The sequence below is a fragment of the Metabacillus sp. FJAT-52054 genome (assembly GCF_037201815.1).
GTDB lineage: Bacteria > Bacillota > Bacilli > Bacillales > Bacillaceae > Metabacillus_B > Metabacillus_B sediminis.
In genome coordinates this window covers 292,904-319,175 of the sequence record NZ_CP147407.1, presented here as the reverse complement: position 1 = coordinate 319,175, position 26,272 = coordinate 292,904, and the positions used below count along the sequence as shown (strand labels likewise).

Genomic DNA, 26,272 nt, shown 5'->3' with positions numbered 1-26,272 from the left:
GGTTTTTCCTTTTAAGCCGCTTTTGATTTCTTTTCGGTCCCTCCATATGTCCACTTTCTCCAGACAAATTCAAGCGGACCTTGATTAAACTTCTTAAGAATCAAGTAGCTGAGCATAACCTGCACCGTATAGATAACAATGGCCATTCCGACTCCCTGCGTTTTTGATACCTGGCCAAAAAGTCTGAAGCCATAGCCATTAAAAATGATTACCGACATAATGGATTGCATATGTCTTTAAACTATTATCAAGCAGGTACAGCGTTCTTTGAAATAGAAGGGATAGATATTAGCAAGGCGATAGCTGTTAAAGAAAAAGATAAACTAATCAAGTTAGAAACAGAACAAAATTAGATCCCAAATAATTATCCATAATAAAAACGCGTAACCTCAAAAGGTTTCGCGTTTTTCCAAGACAGATGATGCTTATTACATCATGCCGCCCATTCATCAAGATGTAAAATAGAAATAAATAGGTTTATAGAATCATTGATATTATAGGATTTTCATCTTTCACTCAAAATATTTCTAAACAAAAGAAAAAACGGCTATGAGCATTTTTATGATCATTGGGTATGGGGCTTTTCTCATTACCCTTTTCTATTAGAGGATTTTCATTGTATGAGCATTTCAAAGATTGCCGCTAGTCAAGGACACAACTAGTGGCTTATGTTTTATTTCAGCTCATATCCCAAACTTCAAATGGCAGGGTCTGTTTCTTTAAAATCCGCTATTTCAATAAATATTTGTGGCCATGCTGTTTCCAATGTAATTACCTTATCTTCAACATATGCTTTATCCTTCAGATCTTGTATAGGAAAAGGCGAATTTACAAACTCCGGGAAATTAGAAATAAACTCATCATTATTCATAAAATATTTAATTACTTCCTGCTTTGTCGTAGTCGCTTGATTCTCTATTAATTCAACCCTTAATCTAGTATACTCACCAGATTTTAAATATGATTCTAGAAGGACCAAATCAATAACAGGCACACCATTAAGCTTTAACCCACTAAAAATTGAAAAGTTTGTAAGAACTAGAGGAACAATCTCTTTCTCTTCAATATTACCTAATTCTTCAGTAAAACACTCTTTATTATGAACTAAAAAATCAGTCTTTCTGATAACCTGCTCTGCTCCCTCACGCAATCGCTTAAGTGAATTATGGTAATCTCTTGGCTCCATTGGGTACTTGATATTTTTAAGTTCTGCCACAATTAATAAGTCTTCAAACGAGATGATCAGATCAATTTCTTCATACTTATTATCTGCATTATAATATTTATCTTTTACAGGTATATTAAAAGGTATCTTCTTCTTGATCAATTTCTCATTAGCTGTGTTTTTCACAAACCTTTCAAATAGCTTTCCCCTTTCAACAAGTTCAATGCCATATCCGCCGTCTTCTAGCCATTCATCAATTAAGAATAAGAAATTAGGAGCCTTGATAGCAGACATACATACATAATATGTATTTTTATACTTAACAAGTGGCGTTTTCCATAAGGTTATCCTTTTCTTACTCTTTCCATCAGCTACAAGTAGTGATAGAAATACCCTAATATCCTTCTCTGAATAGAACGTCGTTTTCAAGAAATATTTTATTAGGTTTGCTTCCTGCATCCTAAAGGCCAATTGTTTTAAAGCGATACTCTCCAGATCTATATCCTGTTCTTTAATCCCCGCAATAAGTTCATTGAGTTGTGCAAGAAGTACTAATAAATCATTAATAGAAAGATTGTTTAACTTAGGGAGCTTTATATCCTCAAAATGGGGATAATATGCAACTATTGAAGCTTGTCCTTGTTTCATATAATCATTTATTTTTACAAGTTTTTTATCAGTAGTGAGCGTGTACGAAATTATACCTTTAGAATTAACCTTTACTGTGCTGATGGCTACGGGCTTCCTTTTAGTCATAAGACTTCTCTTAATAAGTTGTGCCTTAGAATAACTAAGCAAGGTCCCATCTAACGCTTTTTCTAATGTCATCAGGTAACTAAAAATATGTTTTTGCAGTCTAAAATTCCCTATCTTTATGTTAATTGGATATTGTTCATCTATGTATCTTATATAAAGAATCCCATCTTCCTCATCAATGTAACCATCTTCCCATAGTGCTGTATCATAAGCATTCTTCATATTATAGTAGATATTACTGAAACCATAGAATCGTAAAACATCCATCCTTATATCTGATTCCTGGACACTTCCTTGAGCCTCTTTATCTGCAAAAAAACGCAGATAATTTATTACAACATTTAGGGTGTCAACGATAGTCTCAAATGTCGCGATTAAATTCATATCACCTATATGCATACTAGGAGAAGGTACCCTCATACTAGATAAATCTTCTAAATGGTGTTCATCTTTAATTTGTTCTCTAAAGGCCTTCTGTAATGCAAGGTAATCATTATTAGCAACACCCAAAAAAAGTCTCATAAGGACTTCGCTTGCTATATCGTAGCGTGTAACAATTTCTCCTAAACTTTTGTACAGTTCTTTAAAGCAATTGTTAAAAATAGGGGTGCTATTTGCAATTGTGCTTTCAAATCCACCTTCATCAGCTAATTTGCTAACCAGTTCATCATAGTTGAAGTGATCATTAAATGGGTTAAACTCTGCCTTACCCTGTAATAATTTTCGTAGTTTTTTCTGTGCCATTTACCTTTAACTCCTTTGATTTTCATTAAATGGATAATTGTACCATACATATTTTATATACACAGAAATAAAACAATCAAACAGCCCTCTATCGGGGTGTTTGATTGTATAGAATGATCATATACTTTTTCCCCTTAATAATTAATACATTAAGGGTCATCAATCTGACATAAAACCTACATCTTTATTGATTAAGGTATTGGAGTAAAGGTGATTAAGCGACTTTTTAAGCTTTTAGACATTAAGAAAACAATAAACATTTACCCGTATATGTCAGTTAATATGGAAGAAAAGGTCTCCCAACAGTTCACTGAACTGAGGAAGACCTTTTCCAATAAAGTTTATCCTTTAATAATAAATATAGTAAAAGAATGCTGATAACTCACGGGGTTATTATTCTTAAGCAGTATACTTTAAAACTTTTTTTGCATCAATATAAAACCTCGCAATATGATTCGTGGTCATAAGGTGGTCTAAAAAGCTGCTGTCATTTAAGCTTGTTTATGTTTAATTGTCTTTGAGGATTAATCATTTTCTCGGACAAAACTTATACATTTTTAATAAATAAACGTATCTAATTCCCTCATTCTATAGGCTTTAGATAATTTGGTAAAAAAATGAAATTATAGATTACTATTAATTATTTTTCTCTGCTTTTTCTTTAAGCAATTCAACAACATTTACTGATGGTATCATTAATGGTCTTTGACCAGAAATTGCTGTTAATGTGGAAATATGAGCTCTCATATACGGGAATAAAATGCTGATAGCATTAAGGATATAATTTTCAAATTTATCGCCTTGTTCTGTTTTAAAGTGGCCTAATAAAACTACTTTAAGATTAAAAGGAACTTCCTCAAGTGGTAACTCATCATTAATATGACATTCTAATTTAATAATACCCTTAGTCTCATCAGATTGAGCAATTAGAACCTCTACCTCAAAGCCTATTTCTGGATCAATTTCATTTAATTCGTAATTATATTTAAGGTTAGTTTTATAAATTGATTGTTCTACTATTACTTTATTAATATCTAATTTACTAGCCAATTTATGCTGCTCCCTCAAAATCCATTGAATATAAAGCTTCTGCATTATTAATCAGTATCTTGAAGTCAGAATTTATATTCATTGTATTTTGTGTATTAGATTTAAGTTCAAAATTCAGCTCCAGTTTTCCACCGCTTTTATTAATGTGTATAGCGTCTAAATCCGGACCGTCGTTTTTTTTTATATCCTTTGGTGATACAGGTATATAATCAACGCCTTCAAATTGATCGACCTTAACGTAGCCAGCTGCTATAAATATTTTTTCTGCCTCTTCTTCAGTAATCCAATTGTTAATATCATAATTAATATGATTACGTAATTTAATTCCCATGTCTTATCTCTCCTTAGTACACGGCTCGATTACTTCAATATCAGTATTTATTATTTTATTGTTTTTTATACATAATTCAGTTCCATTAGTAAAATGAGAAAGTTGTGGTAAACCTTTAAAAGGAGTGTATGTTTTTTTACTGATTAAGTCTACATCTAACCGCGTCTTAAATAAGATATGTTCTATAATCAATCCATCAAGACATTGTCGGCTTTTATCACCTTTAGCACTTTTATAACGCCTAGAAAGATTTTGTATTTGCTGTACATTAAAATGTTGTTTAAAGATTTCTTCATTATCTGGATCATCTAAATCCAAATATTTCTCCTCATCAACTTCTAAATTTAGCTTTAACACTTTAGGATCATCAATATTACGAAATTTAGTGATGAAGTCCAGGGCATTTTGGTATGAGTCATCGTATGCGTACAACCCCATTCCTAAATCGCCAGGAACACTCTCCAACTCAGCTTTCATAAAACTGTACTTTTTGATTTTAAAACCTTCACGCATAATATTTTCAGCGCTTCCCCTATTTGTACCATGGTATGCTTGAAATTGTTTTATCATGAAACATTCCCATTCCGATTGTATATTCTAATAAGAACATAGAACATACAAAGTATTCTCCCTATACTATACCTTTTTTTGGTTCAACGCTACACCTTTTTTGCTCAATTTTTTTCCAAAAAAAATAAATTAGGCTATTAATTTTTATGTATCAGTACTTACTGTACTTACTTCGACTTCTCTACTCATAATTTCTTGTATGTTTTTGTTACTCAAGATTTTTTCGGGTAATCGCGATTCGACCTGCGTTATTGATGTTCGTAATCCTTTAATAACATAAATTTTCACCCAAATTAACCGTTACAACTCCTTCACAGTTCAAGACTTGGCTGCACCGTACCTACCTCAAATGAAAAAACGCAGCCCTGTTTAGAGCAACGTTTATATCTGTTAAAACCTTAACAATTTTTAGGAATTCTTAGGAGCCAACTAGCAGTTACTTCAGTTAAGTTTCATACGGCTTAATAACTGGCTTGAGTAACTTCAGTGAACGAAAAGGCATTAGAGTTAATATCTCTATGGAAGGAAGTAGCAAACACCGATTTACAGAATGTCGCTTCCGCCTACCTACATTTAAAGCTAAAAAAGTTAAAAAGCGGACAAACTAGCACACGCTTAGTCAACGGCAAGAATGTCCCAGCACTAAGTTTTAATAACCTTATAGAGGTGGTTGCGTATCAACTAAAGCAAGCCATATTCAAAGATGAAAAACTGAAGGAATGCATTTTCTGTGGTGCTCTTTTTGAACCTAGACACGCTATCCAGAGGTTTTGCCCGCCTCTACTCGGTAGGAAAAGAAGTACTTGTGAGAATACGTATAATCAAAGGCTGAAGAGATCAAGGAAAAAACTGGAGAAAAAAAGGAGATAACAAACTTGGCATATTTTCGAAAACGGAGCAATGGAAAATGGACTTATACAGTATCTCTGGGTATCGATCCACTTACTAAGAAGCAGATTCAGAAAACAAAGTCTGGCTTCGCAACAAAAAAAGATGCGGTTTAGCTGCACTTAAGCTTGAATCTGAAGTTGAGAGTGGTTCATATGTTAATGAGACTAAAATGACTTTTGAGACCTTTGCTGATGATTGGATAAAGATTTATGCAAAAATAGCTAAGGTCAGCAGCGTAAGGGCACGTAGTAAAGAGATGAAATATTTTATCTCTGCATGGGGCCCATATCCGCTGGCTAAAGTGACGAAACAACTATACCAAAAAAGATTGCATGAGCTTTCCGAAAAATACAGCAGGAACTACCTAAGTGGAATACATGCTTGTGGCCGTATGATATTTAATCATGCTACCGAATTGGGACTTATTAAGCTTAATCCCACCGAAAATGTCCTGCTTCCAAAAAGACAATTAAAAATTGAAGACTTGGAGCACCAAAAAGAAGAAATGAAATTCCTAGAAAAAGAAGAACTGGCGAGCTTCTGGCCCTTAAATGGACAGATGTTGAGCTAGAAAGCGGGAGACTTAGAATAACAAAGACACTTTATAATCCAAACAACAACTATAGATTTTACGAGCTGTTACCACCTAAAACCACTGGATCCATACGCACCATAAAAATAGATGAAGTGGTAGTAAACATGTTACGTAAGCATAAAATCAAGCAGAATGAGATAAAGATGAAAAAAGGTCAGTATATGAGGAGAGTAGCTTTATTTTTGCACGAGAGGACGGATTTCCGCAATTAAGGAAAGTCATTGAAACAAGGCTTAAGCGACTGTTGAAGAAAGCAAAGATAGACAAGAATATTACCCCTCACTCATTTCGACATACCCATACTTCCTTGTTAATAGAGGCAGGGGTGGGGATTAAAGAGATTCAACAACGTCTTGGTCATTCAGATATTAATACAACAATGAATATATATGCTCATATGACTTCAAATATAGAAGAAAAGGCCTCCCACCAGTTTAGTCAACTGATGAAAGACCTTCTCTAGTTAAGTGGTCTATCTAAGAAAAATGAGCATTTTCGCTTACTATGAGCAAAAGTATGAGCATTTGTTTTTCACCAAGCTTAAACCACCTATATATCAAGGCTTTATGATGCTTATTACATCATGCCGCCCATTCCACCCATACCGCCCATGCCGCTCATGTCAGGCATGCCGGCGCCGCCGCCTTCTTCTGGCTTGTCGGCTACTACTGCTTCAGTAGTAAGGAACATAGCTGCTACAGATGCAGCGTTTTGAAGTGCGGAACGTGTGTATATGTATAGTTAGAAGCAGTAAGCACTACTTCCTAAGTATAAATTTATATTTAAATTATAAAGTAGTTGTTGTTATATGTAAAGCAGTATTTTCCATCAATACCGCCCTTTATGCTTAATTAGTGTTTCGATTCCATCAAAATGCTTTTCCAAAATACTCCACTCAGTTGGTCTATCATCAATTACATCAGAAAGGTTTTTATCAAACGAGTTGACCTTAAATTCTTCTTCGTTCAATTTTTTTAAGTCAAAAAAATATAAATGTTCGTATGCTATTAACAATCCGTTGATAGCATTCTCAAACCCTAACAGACGGTTTTTATCTTGTTCTAACATGATATCCTCAACAAAAAATCGTGTACAATCTTTAATATTAAAATTCACATTGAGTTTGTACGACTTTTGAATCCATACCACCACAACTGCTGCTAGAACTGTTAAATTACTGGTGACTTTTTCGAAGTACTTTCTATCATAGTTAAAAGCTGTCTCTAAATCATTATCGTCATTTGAGGGCAGTATTTGAACGCTATTATAGCTAGATGAATGAGGCTTTTTATTCATTTCTTCGTAAAAATTGGAGTCTATGTTTGTCACGGTATTATCAATTTTCTCCACTATACCTTTAAGGTCAGCTATATTACCCCCTATTTTAGCTACTTCTGATAATTCATTTGTTATATTTTCTATCTTATTAGCTGTGATATCTAATTTTTTTGTTGAGTTTTCATACGTGCTACTTTGATAAAAAGAATAAATGATGGCAATAACTGCTAGAAGTATGGAAACAATAGTTCCTGCAAACCCTACATAAGCTACAACGTCTGTATTATCTGATAGACGATGAGATACGATAAAAATAACAACTATTATTAGAAAACTTACAATATAGAAGAAATCTCTCTCATTTGGAAATTCTCCTTCTTTGGGTAATTTAGCCATATTATCCTCCTTTTAAGTTTTAAGGTAAAAAAGAGAGAACGCCAGCCGCATGGATAGCGTCCTCATTTGATTAACCTTCGTATTCTTTAACCATGAAGTATTGTACGTTTGCTTTCACAAGAACTAAGTCGTCGGTTAAGGAAAGAACGGGGCTTTCTCCTATATCCTCAAATTGGTTCTTAATTTTGTTCTTTGCACGCACAAGAGAAGATTCTTCTATTAGATGTCCAATTTCACCGTTAATTAAGTGAAATGTTACCTCATATTGCTTTTTCATATTTTGCCCCCTACATATTTACTAGGATTCTAGTATATTACACTTGGAATAAATTTCATAATATAAGCATAACCCTCTCCCGTGTCAGTTTGGTTGGCGGAATTTGGTGTTCTATCTTTTATTCACCTTTGTAAACGAATATATATTATTCTCTTAGATTGTAAACAACCGGAGGGGCTTGCCCCCTCTGTATTTTGGTTCTTCTTATATAGTTCTTCTTAATATGGTTCTTCTTATATATCTATATAACCAATTAGCTAGTTATGATTTTAAACATTAGGTACTTCCTAAAGCTGCTATACCCTGTCACCAATCTGGTGACTAGTCACAATTCTGCTAATAAATCCGCTAATGCTGCTTCCCTTTCACTTGCTTCTTTATCTTTCTCAATTAATGGCTTCTGAATCGGTTCGATTTCTCTATCAAATATAGATAGCTGAGAAATTGGCATAACTCTATATATTGAATTCCTATGCCCAGCGTTAGTTTTGTGCTTACGACGTATAAGAATTGGTTTACCATCTATCCTGAAATCCAATAGTTCGTTAACATCCCGGTTAATAGTTCCTATCGTAGTCCCCGTTCTGTCTGCTAATTGTTCCTGAGTAGGAAAACATATCCCTTTATCGTCCATATAGGAAGCAATAGCAAGTAGCGTGTTTACTTTCCCCCGCCCCAACTCCTTCCCAATTTTTGACGCTAATCCACTAGTATAGAAAGATTTATAGACCTTTAGAAAGATTTCTTCCTCTGTTAACTTCTTGAGTGTCATTTCTCAATTCACCTCCCGAATATTTGTGAGTTGATTCCTTAATTCCTGGGCTACCTCTGATTCGCTTAACAAGAATCCCACACTAAGCATATCTAGTCTGGAAACAAGTAAGTTATGTTCTCCTTCCAGTTCTTCCACCCGCAATAAGCTGATTACCTTCATTTCTTCAACGTCGTATAATGCAGCAACCGTAGAGATACTGATAAATCCTCCATTCGGAAAAGTGAATATCTCCCTAACTTTATCCAGTACCTTAGTTCTTTGAAGCATTTCTTGTTGTGCTAGACGTTCTAGTTCCTCATTCCCTACAATCTCCATTGCCGTATGCTGTTCGATAACTTTTGTCATTGTAATTCCTCCTTCAATTAATCTTTTTATCAGTTGTGGTCAAAGGAGATAGTTGTGACATGTTATTTTGAATAATAGGATTCAATAATAGGGGTAAACGTAGATATTACAGTGTCTCAACGGGGCTATAAAATGTGCAGAAAAAATTGATGTGGACATTTGGGGCATAATTTTCAGAAAAAATATGATTGTGGGAAACGGGGGTAACGGTTAGGGCGACGCTAGGGACACGGGGACGGTATTTTAATTCAAACGGAGTATGATGGCAATACGCGGGGGATTTTGGGGGTGCGTCACCCGTTGGGGTGGGGGTCTTACCTTTTTGTGCAACCTAAAGCCTTATCTAAGCCCTCTAACGTCCTCCCCGCGGTCTTGTATGTATGAGTATAGGGCTATATAGGAAGGTTATACATTAACTGTTAGAAAGGTATATAGAAAGGAATTATGTAAGGCTTGATGTAATGTATGAATAGGAATCATTCGTTAATCTAACGTAAGGAATCAGTCTAAAAAGGAATCAGACGAAAGCGAACAAAGATTGCGGCTTTGTATCCCGCATTGTTTCGTTGGGGTCTAAGAATATCCTATAATTATTCGTCCGATTCCCTTAGGAATCAGACAAGTATTTAAGCGGTCTACCTAATACAATCGGGACGCGTATTGTCCCACTTGTATAGACAAGTAAGGGCTGTGTTCCTACTGCTAAGTCTTGCCGTGTCTAGGATAACGGGGGCTACTGCTACAAACGAAGAATATAGAACTGATACATGGATGGGCGATTCTACGTATATTACTACCTGTCATACTAACGTAGGCTACACTCGTATTAACGGGGGCTATACCTTTATACTGCTGCTATACTCTACACCTGCCTTACTGTACTCTTAACTATGCTTAACGTCCGGTAACGTTCTCTGCTGTGCCTAACGTGTATTAAAGGGATTTAGCAGGGAATACAACAAGGCGATATAAAAGGAAAATGGTATTCAACGTACTGCCGAATTTAGTAACTTTCGTTAGAAACATTTTGATATACTCATAATAAGGGGTGATGGTCCATGTCATACGAAGAAGTATATTGGAAGCTGTTAGAAGTCGATAAGGCACTCGATAGGGTAGGTAAGTCACTGGATGATATTAACGAAGGGATGGATAAGGCGTTTAGTACGATTCAGGGTAAGTTAAACAATGTAGAAGAAAGGGAACTAACTAGGCGAAGCGAAAAGTAAATGCAACGTAGCCCTCTCTAGCAACATCCATTTATTGTAATACACGTATAATATCCTCTATATAGACAAAAAAGAGACGTAGAACCCGAAGTCCTACGCCTTGAATAATAGTATTCAATTTCCCCTATTGTAATACCCCTGAAATTAACTAATAACCGTATTCCGTAAAGGTGTAACGGTATGTGTAGAAAAACGGGAAGTTAATCCCGCAATGTCTGTTCCAATGATTCTAATTGTTCTTCCTTCGTCATTTCACGGAAGGGCTTTTCGTTCGGATGCTTCCAGTACGTTTCCCCTTTAAGTTCACCAGCCATACGTTTAAAGATTTCAATATGAAGGCGATTCCCATTTGCTAGTTCTTCACCGTCTAGCATGTCCAATAACTCGTAATAAGCTTCGCTAGGCATCTTATAGCCCTCCTTTCAAAATAAAAAAGGCAGCGTTAACCGCCGCCGTCCCTCTTAGACTTCTAAATTCAAAACTACGTCCGCTGTTCCTTCGTAAGCTATTACAACTTCCTCTGAATCCATTCTACGTTGTGTAACGAATTGGAATGAGTGGACATCATTAGTATTAACAGCTAATACCTCTTCACCGTCCGCCCTAATTATGAACGTGTTTCCTTCTGCTAGGTTAGCAACTTCAATTTTGCCGTTAACCTGTAGCCCATAAGCCCCCGATTTAAGAGTAGTTGCATTCTCTACAACAAAAACCCCTTGTCCTTCTAATTTAGATTGTACATTCAACAATTTAGCCATTATTTGTTTCCTCCTTTTTCTTGTAAGTATTTCTCTTGATTGGCGGCTAACTGGTCCTGAATACATTGATACCCTGCGGACATTTTCTCAATAGGGCTTAACGGTCTATCCTTCGGGTCATCTTTATTGATAACGTTCAGCTGTACCTCTTTTTTATCAACATTGCTTTTCTCATATCCTTCTAGCATAAGTTCAATACTTGATTTTCTAATTCCCATTATTTCTTACCTCCTAGTAGTTCTTTCTTTACTGCCGTCAAATAGTCCATATCTTCTACGTTTCTAACTTGGCTTATAAAAAGGGCTATTACCTTATCTTGTTCCGCCCTAATTTTCTTACCATATTCGAACCTTTCTTCTACAGTCATATTTACACTTCCTCTCTGTTTACGAATTCTTCATAGCACTTAGTTACATATTCTTCGAACTCTTTCGCCGTCATTCCGTTACGTTCTGCAAGCATTGGAACTAGTTCGTTATGGAATCGACGTTGTACAAAATGGGGTTGTTTCTTAATCCAGATGAAGGGATGTCTGTTTCCCTTTGAAATATTCAATCCCTTTTCCATATACACAACGTTTTCGTAAACGTCTCCTAATCCCGTACCCCATGAAATAGGGATAAAATGGTCACGTTCGACTCTTTCCGAATGACTTAATACACAATGTCCGCCCTGTTCTTCTTTCAGTTTATTCAGCAACTCTAAGGACATATTGGAAGGTAGTCCGGCTTCTTCCGCACGTAAACGGTGTAATCTTAATAGGTTATCGTCCTTATAATTAGCGGTCACATAAGCCGAATAACAAGTTCCGCAATAAGACTTATACCCCCCTAATCCGTTAGATTGCTTCCTGAAAGCCCCAATAGGTCTTAGCCTGTTACAAGAAGTACACACTCGACTTGTTACGTTTCCTTCCTCATTCATAAACACGATTGTTTTCCAGTTCCTTTTAGTGACTAACATTGTGAATCGCCCCTTTTTCTCGCTTTCTGATATGACCAAAGTAAAAAGGCAGGAAGCGTCCTGCCCTGGTGAATGCCTTTTTTAGCTACAAAATTAAGTGAGTGAGTGAATTACTTTTCTAACGCCTTCTTTGTATTAGCTGTTAGCTTCCCTTGTAGCCCTTCGCGTAACTCAAAGTTATTAATCATCGGGTTAAAATCGCGTGGGTCAACATTGAAGGAATCTTGAAGCACTGACCGATACCGAAAATCTACTCTTTCAATCTCCATTACTTCTTCTACGTCGCGGAACTTAATGATGAATTCTCGGCTTAGTTCGGTACGGGTCTCTTGGTGCTTTACAAGGGCTTGGAGATACTTAGCTTTAAGGGTGAACAATTCGCCCCTAACCTCATTAAGCTTCTTATCCGCGTCCTCTATAAACGCCTTACGTTCCTTCTGAACCTCTTCCGTGAATTTGGCTAACTCCTTCGCCTTAATTCCGTCGATACTGGATAATTGAAGGGTAACGCGTTCTAACTCTGCTACCGTTTTATCGTAATCCGTTTGTAGCTTCTTATCGGGATTAGTGCCTTCCATGATTTGACGCTGAAAATCGTTTTCTAACTCGCTTCTAAGCACATGTTTTTCTTCTATAAGTGCTGTACGTTTTTCTTCAAGTTCTGCCTTCTTAGCTTCGAATTTCTCAGCTGTTGCCTTTACCTTCTTTAGTGTGTTCGCATTGAATAGCCCCATGTGAAAATTCCCCTTCCTATTTTTGAATCTTATTATTCAAGTTTATTTAATTAGTCGAATATGCTTTTCTTCTTCAACAAGCCTTTTCAGTTCTGATAGGTCCAACGGCGTTGTAGAACCTTGCAGGCGTTGGCGTTCTCTGTCCTCTCGGACCTCCCTTGTAGATTTCAGCCTTCCGGTTACATCCATAAATAGCTTGGCATGTGCCTGTGAACCTTTTTTAGCTTCTAAGATTACCGTTTTCATGATTTCTTCGTACGCGTTATCTATTAGCTTTTCGTTCAGCATCTTTTCCAGTTCAATCCATTGCGGGTGCTTCTTACGGCGATAGTAAGAACGCCTGTCTATGCCCATGTCTTTACAAACTCCTACAATCGTCTCGCCTTGAAAAATCCGGGTGTAGATTTCCTGCATTTCGTCAATTTCTTTCGGTGTTAGGTCTTTGATTTGTCCTTTTTGCATGTTCTTTCCTCCTTATCGTTTGCTATTGATAAACGCTTGAAGCACCATTACTTCATCCGGCGTGTATCCTAATTCTTTGGTTAAGTATCTTGTTATCTTCACTTGATTACGCAGGGACAGGTTATACTTTTCATTCTCCATTGCCGAAAGCGTCGGTAATGTGAGTTCAGTAGATTCCCTCATATCTTTTAAGGTGTGTCCTTTAATCGTTCGAAGTACCTTAATTGTTTTTCCTCGGATAACCATTTTCCCCGTGATTTCAAGTACGCCTTCTAGGTTGTTTTTAGGCATTTCTTTACCTCCTTTATTTGGGTGTATCGTCTATGTGCAGCATTAAGCAAAAAAAGAGAATGGACGAAAACGAGGTAATGGAAAACGCCCACTCTCTAACCCCGTTCTATGTCCGTCCGTACTAACTAAGGAGATTTACTTAAACACTGACTAAGCCCGTAGGAAACTACTCATTTCGTTTCCCTACCTTTACACGGTTCTACGGAGGGTTAATACAAGTTCATTTTTAATTTTTTTAAAAATAAGTGACACTTGTTTTTCGTCTGATTCCCATTTATACTTATAAGTAACTTAGTAAATAGGAAGGGAATTTTTAAGGTATGATAGTAAATGAATATATCAGCTATCTTGAAAGGGTTAATAAATCACCTAATACTGTCCGTGGGCATAAAGCAACATTAAAATTATTCGTAGAAGCCGTAGGAGACGATTTAAACAACTTAATCCCACGGGACATAGAAAAGTATCAAGCAAGCCTTGTCGAAGCAGGAAAGACCGCAGGAACGATTAACACACATGTTAAACGCTTGAAGGTGTTCTTTAAGTGGTTAGAAACAAGCGGAATCATACAGGAAGATATTTCGAAGGAAGTAAAGATTAAGAGGGAAATTACTACGTCGGTTAGATGGTTAAGCGAACCCCAAATAACATTGCTATTGAGGGAAGCTAATTGGAGATTCAAAGACCGTGGAAAGATTCGAGAATATACGATTATCCGAACCCTTTTAGGTACTGGATTACGTGTGGAAGAATTATGTAACTTGCAGCGTTCGGACGTTGTAATAAATAAACGATTCATACGGGTTAGGGACGGAAAAGGAGGGGCATATCGAGAAGTATCCATAAACGAGAAGCTAGCAGCCGTATTAAAGGCATATACAGAGGGATATACGCCAAAAGGTAACTTCTTCTTCGACACTAACCGAAGCGACAAAATGACGACACGGGCGGTTAATCATCTTCTAGCGAAGTTTAACGGTGTTTCTGATTCAAAAGGACGTGTCACAATAGAGAAGCTTCACGCCCACATGCTACGCCACACTTACGCAAAGTCTCTTGTAAGGGTCGGTGAACCGTTGGAAAGCATAGCTAAGCTTCTAGGTCATGAAAGGAACGACGGAACGCCAAATATACAAATGACGGCAAGATACGTAAAAGCCAGTCAGGAAGAATTATCCGAATCCGTAAACAAGCTAGACTTTTGAATATTATTATTCAACTGAAAATAGGCACAAAAAAAGTCCCCAATCCTAATGAAAGGAAAGGGGATTTTCTTCTGCTTTGATTGAAAGGAGAATACCTGTTCACATAGCCACTAAAGGAGAAAGCGAAAGAAGGAACTTCCACAATATAGTAAAAACACCCCAACCGAACCCAGGGCAGGGACTTGGAAGGGGCATTCTTGGTTATATCAGAAAGCGAGGGGAATAAGTCCCCGCCGGAATATCTATTATTACTTTATATTGTAAACAATATTATCTAATTCTATTTTGTATATACTACAGGTTATGAACGAAGTGAATAACACGCCGTAGGCGTTAGTCTCTTTTTGATTCTTAACAAAGAATAGACTCCGCCTTAAATCTGTTTTTGTTGTTGTTGTTGTTTTTGTTTCTTCTTTTTTCTTTTCTTTTCTTTTCTTTAGTTAATAGGCAGTCTAAGGCGTCTAAATACAAGCGGCAAGAAAAAATATTTCATGGTTATCTTTCCCAAACCCTCCGAAGCCTTGACCTGAAAGGGTTTAAGGCGTTCAATATTTAGACATATTTGTTCAAAACTCTCCGCGTAACACTTGTATCCATTTTATCCCAACCCCGATAATCCACTTTATTCCATATAGCTGTGTTCGGATTTAGTGCATTGGTTTTCTCGGAAACGTTGATATAACGCCATTCTTGAAGTTAGCGAAGCACATGCACCAGATTGTGGACAAGGTAAGGGTAAATAGCGAAAAGGTATGCACCAAATTAGTGCACGGCTATTTTGGTCACCATTGGTCACAACATTACCCCTTCTCTCACAACAGTAAGAAGCAACACAAACTAAATGAGGGGGTCACATTCAGTATGGCAATATTGGAAGCGGAAAAAATAGACCACAATGAGGAAAGACTGAATCAGTTGATTATGGAGTACATCGACAAAGGCTTGAAATGGTCAGACATTGCCAGTCGGTTAAAGGTTAAGCCCTGCTATATCCGGTCGGTATTCTTCACGAAGCGTAAAAAAGAAGTTGAAGAAGGCGGAGTTATTCGTTACTGGAACAATCATAGGATAACAGACGGTGTACCTTCTCCGGTCACAACGTATCACATTTCAGAACTAACCGAAGAAGAACGTAGCCGTCACAATTTGTAATTAGATTAGTAGAGACTATAAACAGCCTGTCAGAACGCACACAATTGCTTCTGATGGGCTTTTATTTTGTTTCCGATAAGTATAACCTTCACAGCCCCCCTTAGAACACATTATCTGAATTATGCCCCTTATCCTAAATGAATACTTGAATAATATTTTTCAATTACAAAGTGTCACATTTTGTGGTTTATGGTAAAATTGCCCTATACTCAACAACTTTACTTGTTAATCTGTATAACCTTTCTTTCGTATCTTCATCAACTTTACTAATCATACTTCCTTGAATGAAGGCAACGATTGTTATTTATCTGAACATAGCTGTTTACAAATATAGGAGGATTTTCGATGTATTTAGAAGGGATTGTTATTCCAGGAACTAAAGGAAGGTATGGAAGGGCTAAAATATCTATTAGGGTAATGTGTCTAGGGTTTAATGGATTTAGAAATGTATACAAGGCTTTCGCGTTTTCAAAGCATGGTATGGTTTCAGAAACTGGAAGTACCCCAGTACAAGCCATTAAGAAAGCAGAAAAGAAAGCTGTCTTGCACCATAACTTAATCATAGAAGAACGTAAACAAAAATCAAAACAATTTAAAAGGAAGTAACAATTCGTGGAGGTCTAGGTATGACTATAGATTTATTACCCCATTTCATAAGGGAAAAATATGAGGTATACGAATGGCGACATGCTTGTGCCATCCTTGAACACGATTTCCCTGAAGAACTGGATGACATTATTAGAGTTTTAGATAACTTTACTTTAAACAAAAGCGATATTATACAAGCAGGCGGAAGAAAATCTCCTATATCGAATAAGATTGATAACTACCTATACGACTTAGGTTGGATAGAGAAGTCGTTTGATACAAAAATCTTAATTGACGATTTAGCCTATGAAACACCAACCCATAAGATTGATTGCTTAAAGAACCGTATAGCATTAGAAATAGAATGGAACAACAAAGACCCTTTCTTTGACAGAGATTTAAACAACTTTCGTCTTTTGTTTGAACTTGGGGCTATTAGCGTTGGTGTAATCATTACTAGGTGTTCTGAACTACAATTATTGTTTAACGCTTTAGGGAAGGGACATTCATTCGGAACTTCTACTACTCATATGAATAAGTTAATTCCACGTATTGATGGCGGTGGCGGTGGCGGTTGCCCTATCCTCGTATTTGGTATAAGTGATAGACTTTATTTGGAGGATATGTAATTTTGTTACCTAGCGAAAGATGGATTCAAAACAACTATTATATTGATGAACGAAGAAATGGGCTTATCGTAATAAAGCAAAAATATCCTCAACTGTGGCAGGAGATTAAATTTGCTTTACGAGGTTTTCGACTATATTTTGACGAAGTAGCAGACCCAGGTGGTGGAAAATCCCCTGTAACAAATAGGTTAGAGAGTCCTTTCAAACATAAGGGTTGGATAGCAGCAGAATTTCAGGAAAGAAATAAATTGATTAGGGGAAAAAATTTCGGTAAACCTAATGAACAAGAACTAGAAGTTATATTCCAAAATTCTCAGACTCATGAGATTGATTTATTTAAAGGAAGAGTAGCTATTGAGATTGAATGGAATAATAAACACCAATTTTTCTCACGTGATTTGGAAACTTTCAATTATCTATATAACGCAGGGATTATTGATGTAGGGATAATCATTACCAAACACACCAGTTTACACTCTTTATTTAAAACGCTAGGCTACTATATCAAAAAAGACTCTAAAGGGAAACCAAAGATGATAGCAGATAAGCACGCCTCTACCCACACACATACAGATAAATTGTACAAATTACTAGATTCAAATAGGTGTAGTTGCCCTTTGGTAATAATCGGGCTAACTCCTAGCATTTATAGACTAAGATTAAAAAAATAAGCCGATTAGAAACGGCTTATTTTTCTTTATATTCTCTTCACTAATAGCAAACACTCTTGAACGTCACGGCTTTTATCTTCTCTACGCCCCATTGTGCTATGTAAATAGTCAAGGTAACGTACTTCTACAGTATAATACCCGTTAAAGGTGCTTTGTGCCAATTCAATAAGTTCGTCCAGTTCAATCATTCCAGTATTGCTATAACTCAATACAAGGTTAGATTGCTTTTCGTTTATCATATCGAACATGCTTTGAAATGCCCCTTTAACTAGGGTACGAATACAAAACGGGGATTGGTGTCTATCCGTTCTATATCTCCCCTTAAACTTAACTTCTGGATAGTCATATCGTACAAGGGTTTCTATCGCATGGTAAAAACGAGAGTAATGGACAAAGCAATATGGAGGGTCTGCATAAACGGTTGAGTTTGGTTCAATATCGTTTAAGCATTCCATATAATCTTTTGAGACAACATTATTAGGTTGATGGTTTTCTCCTAATACGTTTTGGAACTCAGTAAACTTCCTAACGAAGTACGGGACAATTTCTTTTCTTCGGTAAATTAAAATATCTGACATGTTCTTAGCGTTTGTAGCGTCTCTGTATTGTGCGTAATGCCCTGTGCTTTGTGAGTTGTAGGACATGGCAAACATTAAGCTAGCTAGTATTGGATAGAACAAATCCGAGTCCCTATATTCATCTGCCACTCCCCTTATGGAATCAATCCACAAACATTGTTCAAAACTCCAATATGTCCCTGAATAGTTCTTTAAAAATAAGTGGTATTCTATCTCTGTAAAATCTCTTTCAATTAATGCTTGTTGCTGCTTTTCTAACTCATTAAATTGTTCTAAGGTTAAATCAAGATTATACTCAAATGAGATATCAGGATAAAGTTCTTTAAAATGATTAACCCTGCTTGTGGCATTTTCAATTATATCGTTCAAAATATTAGGATACTCGTCCCATCTATAGTCCCCTAGATATGATTTAGCCAATATAGAGGAATACTTCTGAATATCATTTGACAAGAAAGGTACTTGATTTCGTAAAGCCCCTGCAAGGACACTAGAACCCGCAAACAAGTCAACAACTGTTCCGCCCGTATAACATTCATTTATGCCCTCAATGACATAATCAATTATCTTTCTTTTGGACCCCATGTACTTTATGATGTGGGGAATGTTTTCGTTTATAGTTAAAGTCATGGTATCTCTCTCGTTTTCTCTAATTTCCTCGTTCACTACAGTAGTCATTTTAATTCTTCCCTTCATAAAATAAATTATATCATCTAGGCACTTATTCAAAAAGGCTTTTACACCTCGATTGTACGAACGTTTGTTTCTACATCAAATTATATTATATCTTACCTTTAGTTAACAGTGATTTAACCCTAATTCCAATCATGTAACTATCAGCCCCTCCACATGCAAGCAATCTTATTTTTATTTGAATTTGATAAATCACTTGCATTAGGTTTTTGGGTTTGGCTTGATTGGTTGAAAGTAAGGAACGGCTTGGACGAAAAATCGACTACCTTATGAGAGACATAAAAATTTAGTCAATCATAAGAAGTAGACGATTTTCGATAAATGCTTGATTGTGTATCAAGTTAAGTTACGTTTGTACCGCCCTATTAATCGTTAGAATTTCTTCATAACAAGCTTACTGCAACAAGTAGCCCTAGCAGGTTCATCAACTCTCTAATCTTACGCTTCGGCTTTTCGATTAGTTAATCCCGTTCCTCTCTTTTTGGAGGACTAGGAAAGAATTCCGATTACTTATAGCTTGTCCTACACCGCCCGTAGACGGTCTACCCTTCCTTCGTTCAGCACTTATAGGTAGCTTTCACCCTTCGGACACAAAACGTAATAGGGAACGTCTTAGAGTGTCCTATCCCTTCTTATTGCATCGGCAAGGGCGGACCTATCAAGGTTAGATTAGCGTCGTATTAGTTGGCAGTTCCACGACGGGAAATTTGTTTAGCTGCTATTAAAGGCATTACTTAATAAGCCTTGCATATACGAAATTTTTTCGATAATATGTAAAGTAGCTAAACGGTTTTCCGTATTTAGTTAATTGGTTAGTAGTTTTTTAGGTCACCTACTGCGAATAGGTGGCTTTTTCTTTTTGCTTAATACTTGATTACACTACATATGTTAAGAATCGCTAAGGCAAAGCGTTCAGCTTCCTCAACCCCAAATGCTATAGATGCACTCTGCCTTTCTTCTCCCTCTCTCTCCTGTACTACTTGGATTAGGATTGTATCATCCTTCTTGTTCTCTGCTTCCTCGTTGAAGAATGCATTCTTTGCTTCGTTAACAGTAAAGTAATTACTACAAACTTTAATGTAGAGACCGTCTGTAGTAGCACTTTGAACTCTGTAGTCAGATTGCATTAACATATTCTTTCCCCCTGTTTCTACGTTCTGCTTCACACCTTCTATTAAGCTTCATCTTCCACTTATATAAGGAATCTAGGTACTCTTCTGGATATGTCCCATTGATACGTGCTTCACGGCTTGTAACTTTCATAACTTCTCCTGTGTACCAATGTATGGCTTCTAAAGTGGTCATCTTATCAAGTGCTGGAAGGTTTGAATTCATTGGTTATCCTCTCTATACATCAAGATTATTTAAAGGGTTATGTTTATCATTTTGTTCCTTCAACTCATTTCCCCACATAGCCACATAATGAGTAGTAACCGCGATGTTTTCATGTCGCATCATCTTTTGTATTGCAAAGGCGGACATACCACTTATGGCTAATCTATGGCAAAATGTGTGCCTAAAAGTGTGGGGTGACACCCTTACATCTGAAAAATTCATCTTTCTTTGGAGGTTTTGAAACACTAACATAATAGAGTTTTGAGTCATTTGTGTATTATCTCTGTTAACAAAGACGTAATTGCTTAATTTGTTGAAGAACCTCTTGCAAAACAAACAATAAGCAGACAGTTCTTTGGCTAACTTCTCTGTCATATAGATAGTCTCTTTACGCCTGTTCTTACCGTATACGGACATGGTTAGGTTTACTAAGTCAACGTCCGACCACTTTAAGTTAATGATTTCAGTCCTTCTAACACCTGTCCCTAGAAATGTCACTATCAACATGTAACCCCGATAAGCGAAGTAACTTTTTTCTCTTCTCCTTAAACTGCGATAATAGCCTAACATTTGATGAATTTGTTCATCTGTAAAGACGTTAATTTTCACGTCTGTTTTTTGTCTCTGAACCTTACTTGCTACATTCTCTTTAGCCATGCCTTCTTCAACCAAGTAATTAAAAAATGCCCTTATACGTTGTAATTTTGTATTTATAGTATTGGGGGAATTCCCCTTACTTTGGCAGTGTTTCAGATACCCCTTAACATGACTAACCTCAACTTCTTCTAAATTAATCACGTCATTGTCCTGGCAGTAATTAATGAACCCCCCTAATAACACCTTGTAGTTCTGAATGTTAACCTCTGTTGTATTTTTAAACTTACGGTCATCAAGAAAATCTTGAAATGCAAACTTTAAAAGCACAAAAAAGACTACCTCCTTTTACATAGGAAGTAGTCCTTTACTTACTAACTATTTATACAATGGACAGCTTCACAAAAGTGAAACTGATGTGATTACATCATGCCGCCCATTCCACCCATTCCGCCCATGCCGCCCATATCAGGCATGCCGCCGCCGCCTTCTTCTGGCTTGTCGGCTACTACTGCTTCAGTAGTAAGGAACATTGCTGCTACAGATGCAGCGTTTTGAAGAGCTGAACGAGTTACTTTAGTAGGGTCGACGATTCCAGCCTCTACCATGTTTACCCATTGTCCAGTTGCAGCGTTGAAGCCAACGCCGATTTCTTCGTTTTTCAGACGCTCTACGATAACAGATCCTTCAAGGCCTGCGTTGTGAGCGATTTGGCGTACTGGCTCTTCAAGAGCACGAAGAACGATGTTGATTCCAGTTGCAGAATCGCCTTCTGCTTCAAGAGAAGCTACTTTGTTGTATACATTAACAAGTGCTGTACCACCGCCGGATACGATTCCTTCTTCTACTGCTGCGCGAGTAGAGTTCAGGGCGTCCTCGATGCGTAGTTTGCGCTCTTTTAGTTCTGTTTCAGTAGCGGCACCCACTTTGATCACGGCTACGCCGCCAGCAAGTTTAGCAAGACGCTCTTGAAGTTTTTCTTTGTCGAACTCAGAAGTTGTTTCTTCTAATTGAGCACGGATTTGGTTTACGCGGCCTGCGATTTTGTCTGTTTCGCCTGCTCCTTCAACCACTGTTGTGTTTTCTTTCGTAACCACAACTTTGGATGCGCGTCCAAGCTGAGTGATGTTCGCAGATTTAAGATCCAGACCTAGATCTTCTGTGATCACTTCTCCGCCAGTCAGGATGGCAAGGTCTTCAAGCATCGCTTTACGGCGGTCACCGAAGCCAGGAGCTTTAACCGCTACTGCATTGAATGTTCCGCGAAGCTTGTTCACAACTAGAGTTGCAAGAGCTTCCCCTTCAACATCCTCTGCAACAAGCAATAGAGATTTGCCTTGCTGAACGACTTGCTCAAGAACAGGAAGGATTTCCTGGATGTTTGTGATCTTTTTATCTGTGATCAGGATGTAAGGATTCTCAAGAACCGCTTCCATCTTGTCTGAATCAGTTACCATGTACGGAGAAGCGTAGCCGCGGTCGAATTGCATACCTTCGACGACTTCAAGCTCTGTTGTGAAACCTTTGGATTCTTCGATTGTGATAACGCCGTCGTTTCCAACGCGCTCCATTGCTTCAGCAATCAATTGTCCAACTTCTTCGTCAGCAGAAGAGATCGATGCTACTTGAGCGATGGATTCTTTGCCTTCGATTGGCTTGGAGATCGCTTGAAGCTCTTCGATTGCTGCTTTAACTGCTTTCTCGATTCCTTTGCGGACGCCCATAGGGTTAGCGCCGGCTGTAACGTTTTTAAGACCTTCGCGGATCATTGCCTGTGCAAGAACCGTTGCAGTTGTCGTACCGTCACCCGCTACGTCGTTTGTTTTGCTTGCTACTTCAGCAACAAGCTTTGCTCCCATGTTTTCGAAAGCATCTTCAAGCTCGATTTCTTTCGCGATTGTCACACCATCGTTTGTGATAAGCGGAGAACCGAATTTCTTTTCAAGAACGACGTTGCGTCCTTTTGGTCCCAATGTTACTTTTACGGCATTCGCAAGCGCGTCCACACCGCGAAGCATGGAACGGCGAGCTTCTTCGCTGAATTTAATTTCTTTAGCCATGAAAAATACCTCCTTGGAATTGTTTATCGTTTTATTTTTGTTATCCGGTTGTATCGATTAGCCGATAACCGCTAAAATGTCGCTCTCACGAAGGATCAGGTATTCTGTACCTTCATATTTAACTTCAGTTCCAGCATATTTTGAGAAGATGATGCGATCGCCGGCAGCTACTTCAAGAGCAACCTTCTCGCCATTATCCAAAATGCGTCCTGTACCAGCAGCTACAACTTTACCTTCTTGCGGTTTTTCCTTCGCAGAATCTGGCAATACGATGCCGCTTGCTGTTTTTTCCTCAGATTCAACCAATTCAATAATTACACGATCACCTAGTGGCTTTAACAAGTGAAACACCCTCCTCAATTTCATATGTAGTTTATTTTTATTAGCACTCGTTTATCTTGAGTGCTAACACACAAGTCTATATTATATAAACTTTTTGCTAATTTCAAGTGAAAACTATTTAATTTTTGTTCGACGAAATTCAACATTTGAAAACGCACCCACACAGACTCCGTATAAGAGAAAAGGCGGAGGATGTGGTACAATTATTTGTGGTCATGTAAAATGTATCATTTCCCGCACACAGGAATAGGCTAAAAGCATGTGCGGTCTTAAAAGGAGCTTATTTGTGAAGAGACATTATTGGTATATTCTGCTTACATATGTCATCATGCTGTTCTCCGGATTAGTAGGTTACCGGCTTCTTCTTTTATTGGGAGTGGACCGGGGACAGGTCATCGGATACTGGAACATCATCAGCTTTGCCGTTGGGCTTACCGTTGTTTTGCTTCTATTGAGGAAGGACCGCGGAGATTTTGATTTAAGAGGAACCCCCGCTTCGCCATCAACAGCTGCAGGATGGGCAATCGGCGGTATTTTTCTTGCGTTTTTAGCACAAATTATAGCTGCTAATATTGAGATTCAGCTATTCGGCATTAAACCCGGATCGGAAAATACACAGCGGATTATGGACATCGTCAAGGTGACCCCGCTCATGATCTTTGTTGTTTCGATTGCAGGACCAATTCTTGAGGAAATTGTTTTCCGCAAAATCATTTTCGGAACGATTTATAAACGGACCAATTTCGTCCTGGCCGCACTTATCAGCTCGGTGATCTTTGCGGTCGTCCATCAGGACCCTTCCCATATACTTCTTTACTCGGCTATGGGATTTACGTTCGCTTTTCTTTATGTTAAAACGAAGCGCATCATCGTTCCGATTATCGCTCATTTGTCGATGAATACATTAGTGATTGTGATTCAGTATGTGTACAGGGACGACATTGAACGATTGATGAAAGACGCTGAACAATTGCAAAGCATTATTGGAGGAAACTTTTTATGAGAGCACGTCCTGGCGCACTTGCCATCTTTTACTTAGCAATGGGAGCACTATTCACATACTTGGCCATTAACAGCGCCGCAGAAGGCCTCTGGACCTTCCCGACCATCATTATGATGCTGATTGCAACCTTTGATTTTGCCGTTGCGCTCCGGATGCTGCGATTCGGCCGAAAGCTTAAAAGGAATACAGAGAAAAAATAACCTGTCCGCCGGACAGGTTATTTTTATTGGGAAAGCTGCTCCTTCGCCTCTTCCTCCATCTGAATCTTTAATGACTGGCGGTAGGCCCGCTGTGAAACGATGATGCTGATTTCGTAAAGGATAATCAGCGGCAGGAGCACAATCACCTGGGATAGGAGCTCCGGCGGGGTAATGAGTCCGGCTACGACGAGCAAAAAGAAATACGCAAACTTCCGAATTTTTCTCAAAAACATAGGCGTGACTATTCCGAGCCTTGTCAGGAACATAATGACCACCGGGAGCTGGAAAAGCAGCCCGAAAGGCAGGGTCAGCTCAAAAAGGAATTGAAAATATTCGTTAATTCCGATTACCTGGCTGATCCCTAAATCATCAGAAAAATTCGTCATGAATCTTACGACAAACGGAAAAAGAACGAAATAAGAGAATGAAATGCCCCCCAAAAACAACAGAACGCTTAATGGAATATAGCTTAATGTAGCTGTCCGTTCTTTTTCATACAGTCCAGGGCTGATAAAGGACCACAGCTGGAACAGGATCAGCGGAGAGATTAAGATTAATGCGATAATCACCGCAAACTTCATATAAAGGAAGAGCGGATCTGACATTCTGAATGCATTCAGCGTCAGATTCTTCGCTTCGTCTGTTTGCTGCAGAAACAAAATGATCGGCTTCGCAAGAAAGAAGCCTGCAATCAGGGCAAGAATAAAAAAGATGGCAATGACTAAAATTCGTTTCCTAAGTTCCTCAATATGCTCATAAACCGACATTTCCCGTTCATTCATGGAACCATCCATCCTTTTACACAGATGTCTCGCTCGGATAATGCTTAAGGAAATACACAAGAGATTGCAGTTCTACGGCCAAATCAATATGGTGAATCCGAATATGATCCGGTACGTTCAGTCTCGCAGGGGTAAAGTTCAATATGCCCTTGACGCCAATCGCAATCAGACGGTCGGTAATGGATTGTGCTGCAGGGGCAGGAACCGTCAGGATGGCAACCGGTGCTCCATCCGGCAGATGTTCCTCCAGCTTGTCCAGATGAAGAATGGGAACCTCCCCTACCGTTGTCCCGATTTTATCCTCCGCCACATCAAACGCAGCGAAAATTTCCGTATTGTTGTTTTTGGAGAAGTTATAGTGTAAAAATGCAGTTCCCAGATTCCCGACGCCAATCAGAATGACTTTTGTTAATTCGTCCTGATCCAGTGTCTTCCGAAAAAAGGACAGCAGGTAATTTACATTGTATCCGTAGCCTTTTTTGCCAAGAGCGCCGAAATAGGAAAAATCTCTGCGGATCGTAGCAGAATCGACTTTGACCGCGTCACTTAATTCGGCCGAAGAAACTCTCTGCTTTCCTGAAGAATGAAGGTTTTTCAAGAAGCGATAGTATAAAGGCAGCCTCTTAGCGGTCGCCTGCGGTATTTTGGATTGATCAATGTTCATTCTCGTTCCCTCACATTCCTTGATGCAAATCTAGTGGCTTATTCCCCACTTTTTCTATAGGATCTTCCATTATCATCATTTAGTTAGCGCTTCCAATTTTATCTCCTCCGCCAATTGGAAGTGGATAAAAATGGACATTCAAAGCGTCTTACCCAAACTATACACT

The 26,272-nt window shown here is 38.0% G+C and carries 35 protein-coding genes and 1 pseudogene; 11 read left to right on the top strand and 25 right to left on the bottom strand.

Annotated elements, in window-relative coordinates:
- Nucleotides 1–11: 11 nt before the first annotated feature.
- From WCV65_RS01895 to WCV65_RS01875, 5 genes are all read right to left on the bottom strand, one after another.
- The gene (locus tag WCV65_RS01895) at nt 12–218 is read right to left on the bottom strand and encodes a DUF418 domain-containing protein (RefSeq protein ID WP_338779571.1); all 207 of its coding nucleotides are present in this window, start codon (nt 216–218) and stop codon (nt 12–14) included.
- 479 nt (nt 219–697) lie between these two features.
- Nucleotides 698–2,665 carry a hypothetical protein gene (locus WCV65_RS01890; protein ID WP_338779569.1) on the bottom strand — a complete coding sequence of 656 codons (1,968 nt, stop codon included), beginning with the start codon at nt 2,663–2,665 and terminating at the stop codon, nt 698–700.
- A 636-nt stretch (nt 2,666–3,301) separates the two neighbouring features.
- Entirely contained in the window at nt 3,302–3,715 is a 414-nt protein-coding gene (locus WCV65_RS01885) for a protein-export chaperone SecB (protein ID WP_338779567.1), read from the bottom strand.
- A gap of 1 nt (nt 3,716) precedes the next feature.
- Nucleotides 3,717–4,046 carry a hypothetical protein gene (locus WCV65_RS01880; RefSeq protein ID WP_338779565.1) on the bottom strand — a complete coding sequence of 110 codons (330 nt, stop codon included), beginning with the start codon at nt 4,044–4,046 and terminating at the stop codon, nt 3,717–3,719.
- Between the two features lie 3 nt (nt 4,047–4,049).
- A complete protein-coding gene (locus tag WCV65_RS01875; RefSeq protein WP_338779564.1) occupies nt 4,050–4,616 on the bottom strand; it encodes a hypothetical protein in 567 nt (188 codons plus the stop codon).
- Nucleotides 4,617–5,491: 875 nt separating this feature from the next.
- Here WCV65_RS01875 and WCV65_RS01870 point away from each other — a divergent pair.
- The 3 genes and pseudogenes from WCV65_RS01870 to WCV65_RS01860 all read left to right on the top strand — a co-directional run.
- Entirely contained in the window at nt 5,492–5,620 is a 129-nt protein-coding gene (locus WCV65_RS01870) for an Arm DNA-binding domain-containing protein (protein WP_338779562.1), read from the top strand.
- Nucleotides 5,621–5,676: 56 nt separating this feature from the next.
- Complete coding sequence (locus WCV65_RS01865) at nt 5,677–6,078, top strand: hypothetical protein (protein WP_338779560.1); 402 nt, start codon at nt 5,677–5,679, stop codon at nt 6,076–6,078.
- Between the two features lie 199 nt (nt 6,079–6,277).
- Nucleotides 6,278–6,565: pseudogene (locus WCV65_RS01860) on the top strand (site-specific integrase); the annotation flags it as partial.
- 365 nt (nt 6,566–6,930) lie between these two features.
- Here the strand turns inward: WCV65_RS01860 and WCV65_RS01855 are convergent.
- From WCV65_RS01855 to WCV65_RS01840, 4 genes are all read right to left on the bottom strand, one after another.
- Nucleotides 6,931–7,776: a hypothetical protein gene (locus WCV65_RS01855; protein WP_338779558.1), complete on the bottom strand. Its 846-nt coding sequence runs from the start codon at nt 7,774–7,776 to the stop codon at nt 6,931–6,933.
- A 70-nt stretch (nt 7,777–7,846) separates the two neighbouring features.
- Entirely contained in the window at nt 7,847–8,053 is a 207-nt protein-coding gene (locus WCV65_RS01850) for a hypothetical protein (RefSeq protein WP_338779556.1), read from the bottom strand.
- A gap of 325 nt (nt 8,054–8,378) precedes the next feature.
- Nucleotides 8,379–8,825, bottom strand: a complete 447-nt coding sequence (locus WCV65_RS01845; protein WP_338779555.1) for a helix-turn-helix domain-containing protein — start codon at nt 8,823–8,825, stop codon at nt 8,379–8,381.
- A 3-nt stretch (nt 8,826–8,828) separates the two neighbouring features.
- Entirely contained in the window at nt 8,829–9,173 is a 345-nt protein-coding gene (locus WCV65_RS01840) for a hypothetical protein (protein ID WP_338779553.1), read from the bottom strand.
- Between the two features lie 1,058 nt (nt 9,174–10,231).
- Between WCV65_RS01840 and WCV65_RS01835 the strand changes: the two genes are divergently transcribed.
- Nucleotides 10,232–10,402 (top strand): hypothetical protein, encoded by a 171-nt coding sequence (locus WCV65_RS01835; protein WP_338779551.1) that lies wholly within the window; start codon nt 10,232–10,234, stop codon nt 10,400–10,402.
- Between the two features lie 200 nt (nt 10,403–10,602).
- On the opposite strand, the gene WCV65_RS01830 is transcribed toward WCV65_RS01835, so the two are convergent.
- The 8 genes from WCV65_RS01830 to WCV65_RS01795 all read right to left on the bottom strand — a co-directional run bounded on the left by WCV65_RS01830 (nt 10,603) and on the right by WCV65_RS01795 (nt 13,610).
- On the bottom strand, nt 10,603–10,809 hold the full coding sequence (locus WCV65_RS01830; protein WP_338779549.1) for a hypothetical protein: 207 nt from the start codon (nt 10,807–10,809) through the stop codon (nt 10,603–10,605).
- 54 nt (nt 10,810–10,863) lie between these two features.
- Nucleotides 10,864–11,160, bottom strand: a complete 297-nt coding sequence (locus tag WCV65_RS01825; protein ID WP_338779547.1) for a hypothetical protein — start codon at nt 11,158–11,160, stop codon at nt 10,864–10,866.
- A complete protein-coding gene (locus WCV65_RS01820) occupies nt 11,160–11,378 on the bottom strand; it encodes a hypothetical protein (protein WP_338779546.1) in 219 nt (72 codons plus the stop codon). The genes WCV65_RS01825 and WCV65_RS01820 overlap by 1 nt, the downstream gene beginning before the upstream one ends.
- On the bottom strand, nt 11,378–11,527 hold the full coding sequence (locus WCV65_RS01815) for a hypothetical protein (RefSeq protein ID WP_338779545.1): 150 nt from the start codon (nt 11,525–11,527) through the stop codon (nt 11,378–11,380). The genes WCV65_RS01820 and WCV65_RS01815 overlap by 1 nt, the downstream gene beginning before the upstream one ends.
- A gap of 2 nt (nt 11,528–11,529) precedes the next feature.
- Nucleotides 11,530–11,871 (bottom strand): hypothetical protein, encoded by a 342-nt coding sequence (locus tag WCV65_RS01810; protein WP_338779544.1) that lies wholly within the window; start codon nt 11,869–11,871, stop codon nt 11,530–11,532.
- Nucleotides 11,872–12,233: 362 nt separating this feature from the next.
- A complete protein-coding gene (locus WCV65_RS01805) occupies nt 12,234–12,857 on the bottom strand; it encodes a hypothetical protein (protein ID WP_338779543.1) in 624 nt (207 codons plus the stop codon).
- A gap of 42 nt (nt 12,858–12,899) precedes the next feature.
- Nucleotides 12,900–13,319 (bottom strand): phBC6A51 family helix-turn-helix protein, encoded by a 420-nt coding sequence (locus tag WCV65_RS01800; protein ID WP_338779541.1) that lies wholly within the window; start codon nt 13,317–13,319, stop codon nt 12,900–12,902.
- A 12-nt stretch (nt 13,320–13,331) separates the two neighbouring features.
- A complete protein-coding gene (locus WCV65_RS01795) occupies nt 13,332–13,610 on the bottom strand; it encodes a helix-turn-helix transcriptional regulator (RefSeq protein WP_338779539.1) in 279 nt (92 codons plus the stop codon).
- A 320-nt stretch (nt 13,611–13,930) separates the two neighbouring features.
- Here WCV65_RS01795 and WCV65_RS01790 point away from each other — a divergent pair, with 320 nt between their 5' ends.
- The 5 genes from WCV65_RS01790 (at nt 13,931) to WCV65_RS01770 (ending at nt 17,855) form a co-directional block, all read left to right on the top strand.
- Nucleotides 13,931–14,815, top strand: coding sequence for a tyrosine-type recombinase/integrase (locus WCV65_RS01790; protein WP_338779537.1), 885 nt, complete (start codon nt 13,931–13,933; stop codon nt 14,813–14,815).
- 861 nt (nt 14,816–15,676) lie between these two features.
- Nucleotides 15,677–15,967, top strand: a complete 291-nt coding sequence (locus WCV65_RS01785; RefSeq protein WP_338779535.1) for a hypothetical protein — start codon at nt 15,677–15,679, stop codon at nt 15,965–15,967.
- Nucleotides 15,968–16,312: 345 nt separating this feature from the next.
- Nucleotides 16,313–16,573, top strand: coding sequence for a hypothetical protein (locus tag WCV65_RS01780; protein ID WP_338779533.1), 261 nt, complete (start codon nt 16,313–16,315; stop codon nt 16,571–16,573).
- A 20-nt stretch (nt 16,574–16,593) separates the two neighbouring features.
- Entirely contained in the window at nt 16,594–17,184 is a 591-nt protein-coding gene (locus WCV65_RS01775) for a BglII/BstYI family type II restriction endonuclease (protein WP_338779531.1), read from the top strand.
- A gap of 2 nt (nt 17,185–17,186) precedes the next feature.
- Nucleotides 17,187–17,855 (top strand): BglII/BstYI family type II restriction endonuclease, encoded by a 669-nt coding sequence (locus WCV65_RS01770; RefSeq protein WP_338779529.1) that lies wholly within the window; start codon nt 17,187–17,189, stop codon nt 17,853–17,855.
- Between the two features lie 26 nt (nt 17,856–17,881).
- Here WCV65_RS01770 and WCV65_RS01765 read toward each other — a convergent pair whose 3' ends face one another.
- The 6 genes from WCV65_RS01765 to groES all read right to left on the bottom strand — a co-directional run bounded on the left by WCV65_RS01765 (nt 17,882) and on the right by groES (nt 23,457).
- Entirely contained in the window at nt 17,882–19,111 is a 1,230-nt protein-coding gene (locus tag WCV65_RS01765; RefSeq protein ID WP_338779527.1) for a DNA adenine methylase, read from the bottom strand.
- A gap of 878 nt (nt 19,112–19,989) precedes the next feature.
- Entirely contained in the window at nt 19,990–20,259 is a 270-nt protein-coding gene (locus WCV65_RS01760; RefSeq protein ID WP_338779526.1) for a hypothetical protein, read from the bottom strand.
- Nucleotides 20,243–20,461 carry a hypothetical protein gene (locus WCV65_RS01755; RefSeq protein ID WP_338779524.1) on the bottom strand — a complete coding sequence of 73 codons (219 nt, stop codon included), beginning with the start codon at nt 20,459–20,461 and terminating at the stop codon, nt 20,243–20,245. The genes WCV65_RS01760 and WCV65_RS01755 overlap by 17 nt, the downstream gene beginning before the upstream one ends.
- A gap of 12 nt (nt 20,462–20,473) precedes the next feature.
- A complete protein-coding gene (locus tag WCV65_RS01750; protein WP_338779522.1) occupies nt 20,474–21,385 on the bottom strand; it encodes a tyrosine-type recombinase/integrase in 912 nt (303 codons plus the stop codon).
- A 92-nt stretch (nt 21,386–21,477) separates the two neighbouring features.
- Complete coding sequence (gene groL / locus WCV65_RS01745) at nt 21,478–23,115, bottom strand: chaperonin GroEL (RefSeq protein ID WP_338779520.1); 1,638 nt, start codon at nt 23,113–23,115, stop codon at nt 21,478–21,480.
- Nucleotides 23,116–23,172: 57 nt separating this feature from the next.
- On the bottom strand, nt 23,173–23,457 hold the full coding sequence (gene groES, locus WCV65_RS01740) for a co-chaperone GroES (RefSeq protein WP_035408406.1): 285 nt from the start codon (nt 23,455–23,457) through the stop codon (nt 23,173–23,175).
- 286 nt (nt 23,458–23,743) lie between these two features.
- Here groES and WCV65_RS01735 point away from each other — a divergent pair, with 286 nt between their 5' ends.
- Nucleotides 23,744–24,460 carry a CPBP family intramembrane glutamic endopeptidase gene (locus WCV65_RS01735; protein WP_338779519.1) on the top strand — a complete coding sequence of 239 codons (717 nt, stop codon included), beginning with the start codon at nt 23,744–23,746 and terminating at the stop codon, nt 24,458–24,460.
- Nucleotides 24,457–24,660, top strand: a complete 204-nt coding sequence (locus WCV65_RS01730) for a YdiK family protein (protein WP_211555957.1) — start codon at nt 24,457–24,459, stop codon at nt 24,658–24,660. The genes WCV65_RS01735 and WCV65_RS01730 overlap by 4 nt, the downstream gene beginning before the upstream one ends.
- Before the next feature lie 23 nt (nt 24,661–24,683).
- Here the strand turns inward: WCV65_RS01730 and tatC are convergent, their stop codons facing one another.
- Both tatC and WCV65_RS01720 read right to left on the bottom strand, forming a co-directional pair.
- The gene (gene tatC / locus WCV65_RS01725; RefSeq protein WP_035408414.1) at nt 24,684–25,442 is read right to left on the bottom strand and encodes a twin-arginine translocase subunit TatC; all 759 of its coding nucleotides are present in this window, start codon (nt 25,440–25,442) and stop codon (nt 24,684–24,686) included.
- Nucleotides 25,443–25,458: 16 nt separating this feature from the next.
- Entirely contained in the window at nt 25,459–26,106 is a 648-nt protein-coding gene (locus WCV65_RS01720; protein ID WP_035408416.1) for a redox-sensing transcriptional repressor Rex, read from the bottom strand.
- Nucleotides 26,107–26,272 lie beyond the last annotated feature (166 nt).

What these genes read in the sequence shown, in the direction of transcription:
- WCV65_RS01720 (WP_035408416.1), bottom strand. Translation starts at nt 26,106, where the DNA reads ATGAACATTGATCAATCCAAAATACCGCAGGCGACCGCTAAGAGGCTG.
- WCV65_RS01865 (WP_338779560.1), top strand. Translation starts at nt 5,677, where the DNA reads ATGACTTTTGAGACCTTTGCTGATGATTGGATAAAGATTTATGCAAAA.
- WCV65_RS01835 (WP_338779551.1), top strand. Translation starts at nt 10,232, where the DNA reads ATGTCATACGAAGAAGTATATTGGAAGCTGTTAGAAGTCGATAAGGCA.
- WCV65_RS01800 (WP_338779541.1), bottom strand. Translation starts at nt 13,319, where the DNA reads ATGCAAAAAGGACAAATCAAAGACCTAACACCGAAAGAAATTGACGAA.
- WCV65_RS01790 (WP_338779537.1), top strand. Translation starts at nt 13,931, where the DNA reads ATGATAGTAAATGAATATATCAGCTATCTTGAAAGGGTTAATAAATCA.
- WCV65_RS01815 (WP_338779545.1), bottom strand. Translation starts at nt 11,527, where the DNA reads ATGACTGTAGAAGAAAGGTTCGAATATGGTAAGAAAATTAGGGCGGAA.
- WCV65_RS01845 (WP_338779555.1), bottom strand. Translation starts at nt 8,825, where the DNA reads ATGACACTCAAGAAGTTAACAGAGGAAGAAATCTTTCTAAAGGTCTAT.
- WCV65_RS01850 (WP_338779556.1), bottom strand. Translation starts at nt 8,053, where the DNA reads ATGAAAAAGCAATATGAGGTAACATTTCACTTAATTAACGGTGAAATT.
- WCV65_RS01855 (WP_338779558.1), bottom strand. Translation starts at nt 7,776, where the DNA reads ATGGCTAAATTACCCAAAGAAGGAGAATTTCCAAATGAGAGAGATTTC.
- WCV65_RS01795 (WP_338779539.1), bottom strand. Translation starts at nt 13,610, where the DNA reads ATGCCTAAAAACAACCTAGAAGGCGTACTTGAAATCACGGGGAAAATG.
- WCV65_RS01890 (WP_338779569.1), bottom strand. Translation starts at nt 2,665, where the DNA reads ATGGCACAGAAAAAACTACGAAAATTATTACAGGGTAAGGCAGAGTTT.
- WCV65_RS01760 (WP_338779526.1), bottom strand. Translation starts at nt 20,259, where the DNA reads ATGTTAATGCAATCTGACTACAGAGTTCAAAGTGCTACTACAGACGGT.
- WCV65_RS01805 (WP_338779543.1), bottom strand. Translation starts at nt 12,857, where the DNA reads ATGGGGCTATTCAATGCGAACACACTAAAGAAGGTAAAGGCAACAGCT.
- WCV65_RS01780 (WP_338779533.1), top strand. Translation starts at nt 16,313, where the DNA reads ATGTATTTAGAAGGGATTGTTATTCCAGGAACTAAAGGAAGGTATGGA.
- WCV65_RS01775 (WP_338779531.1), top strand. Translation starts at nt 16,594, where the DNA reads ATGACTATAGATTTATTACCCCATTTCATAAGGGAAAAATATGAGGTA.
- WCV65_RS01840 (WP_338779553.1), bottom strand. Translation starts at nt 9,173, where the DNA reads ATGACAAAAGTTATCGAACAGCATACGGCAATGGAGATTGTAGGGAAT.
- WCV65_RS01785 (WP_338779535.1), top strand. Translation starts at nt 15,677, where the DNA reads ATGGCAATATTGGAAGCGGAAAAAATAGACCACAATGAGGAAAGACTG.
- WCV65_RS01830 (WP_338779549.1), bottom strand. Translation starts at nt 10,809, where the DNA reads ATGCCTAGCGAAGCTTATTACGAGTTATTGGACATGCTAGACGGTGAA.
- WCV65_RS01765 (WP_338779527.1), bottom strand. Translation starts at nt 19,111, where the DNA reads ATGACTACTGTAGTGAACGAGGAAATTAGAGAAAACGAGAGAGATACC.
- groL (WP_338779520.1), bottom strand. Translation starts at nt 23,115, where the DNA reads ATGGCTAAAGAAATTAAATTCAGCGAAGAAGCTCGCCGTTCCATGCTT.
- WCV65_RS01895 (WP_338779571.1), bottom strand. Translation starts at nt 218, where the DNA reads ATGTCGGTAATCATTTTTAATGGCTATGGCTTCAGACTTTTTGGCCAG.
- WCV65_RS01755 (WP_338779524.1), bottom strand. Translation starts at nt 20,461, where the DNA reads ATGAATTCAAACCTTCCAGCACTTGATAAGATGACCACTTTAGAAGCC.
- WCV65_RS01820 (WP_338779546.1), bottom strand. Translation starts at nt 11,378, where the DNA reads ATGGGAATTAGAAAATCAAGTATTGAACTTATGCTAGAAGGATATGAG.
- WCV65_RS01730 (WP_211555957.1), top strand. Translation starts at nt 24,457, where the DNA reads ATGAGAGCACGTCCTGGCGCACTTGCCATCTTTTACTTAGCAATGGGA.
- WCV65_RS01810 (WP_338779544.1), bottom strand. Translation starts at nt 11,871, where the DNA reads ATGTCCTTAGAGTTGCTGAATAAACTGAAAGAAGAACAGGGCGGACAT.
- WCV65_RS01825 (WP_338779547.1), bottom strand. Translation starts at nt 11,160, where the DNA reads ATGGCTAAATTGTTGAATGTACAATCTAAATTAGAAGGACAAGGGGTT.
- WCV65_RS01875 (WP_338779564.1), bottom strand. Translation starts at nt 4,616, where the DNA reads ATGATAAAACAATTTCAAGCATACCATGGTACAAATAGGGGAAGCGCT.
- tatC (WP_035408414.1), bottom strand. Translation starts at nt 25,442, where the DNA reads ATGAATGAACGGGAAATGTCGGTTTATGAGCATATTGAGGAACTTAGG.
- WCV65_RS01880 (WP_338779565.1), bottom strand. Translation starts at nt 4,046, where the DNA reads ATGGGAATTAAATTACGTAATCATATTAATTATGATATTAACAATTGG.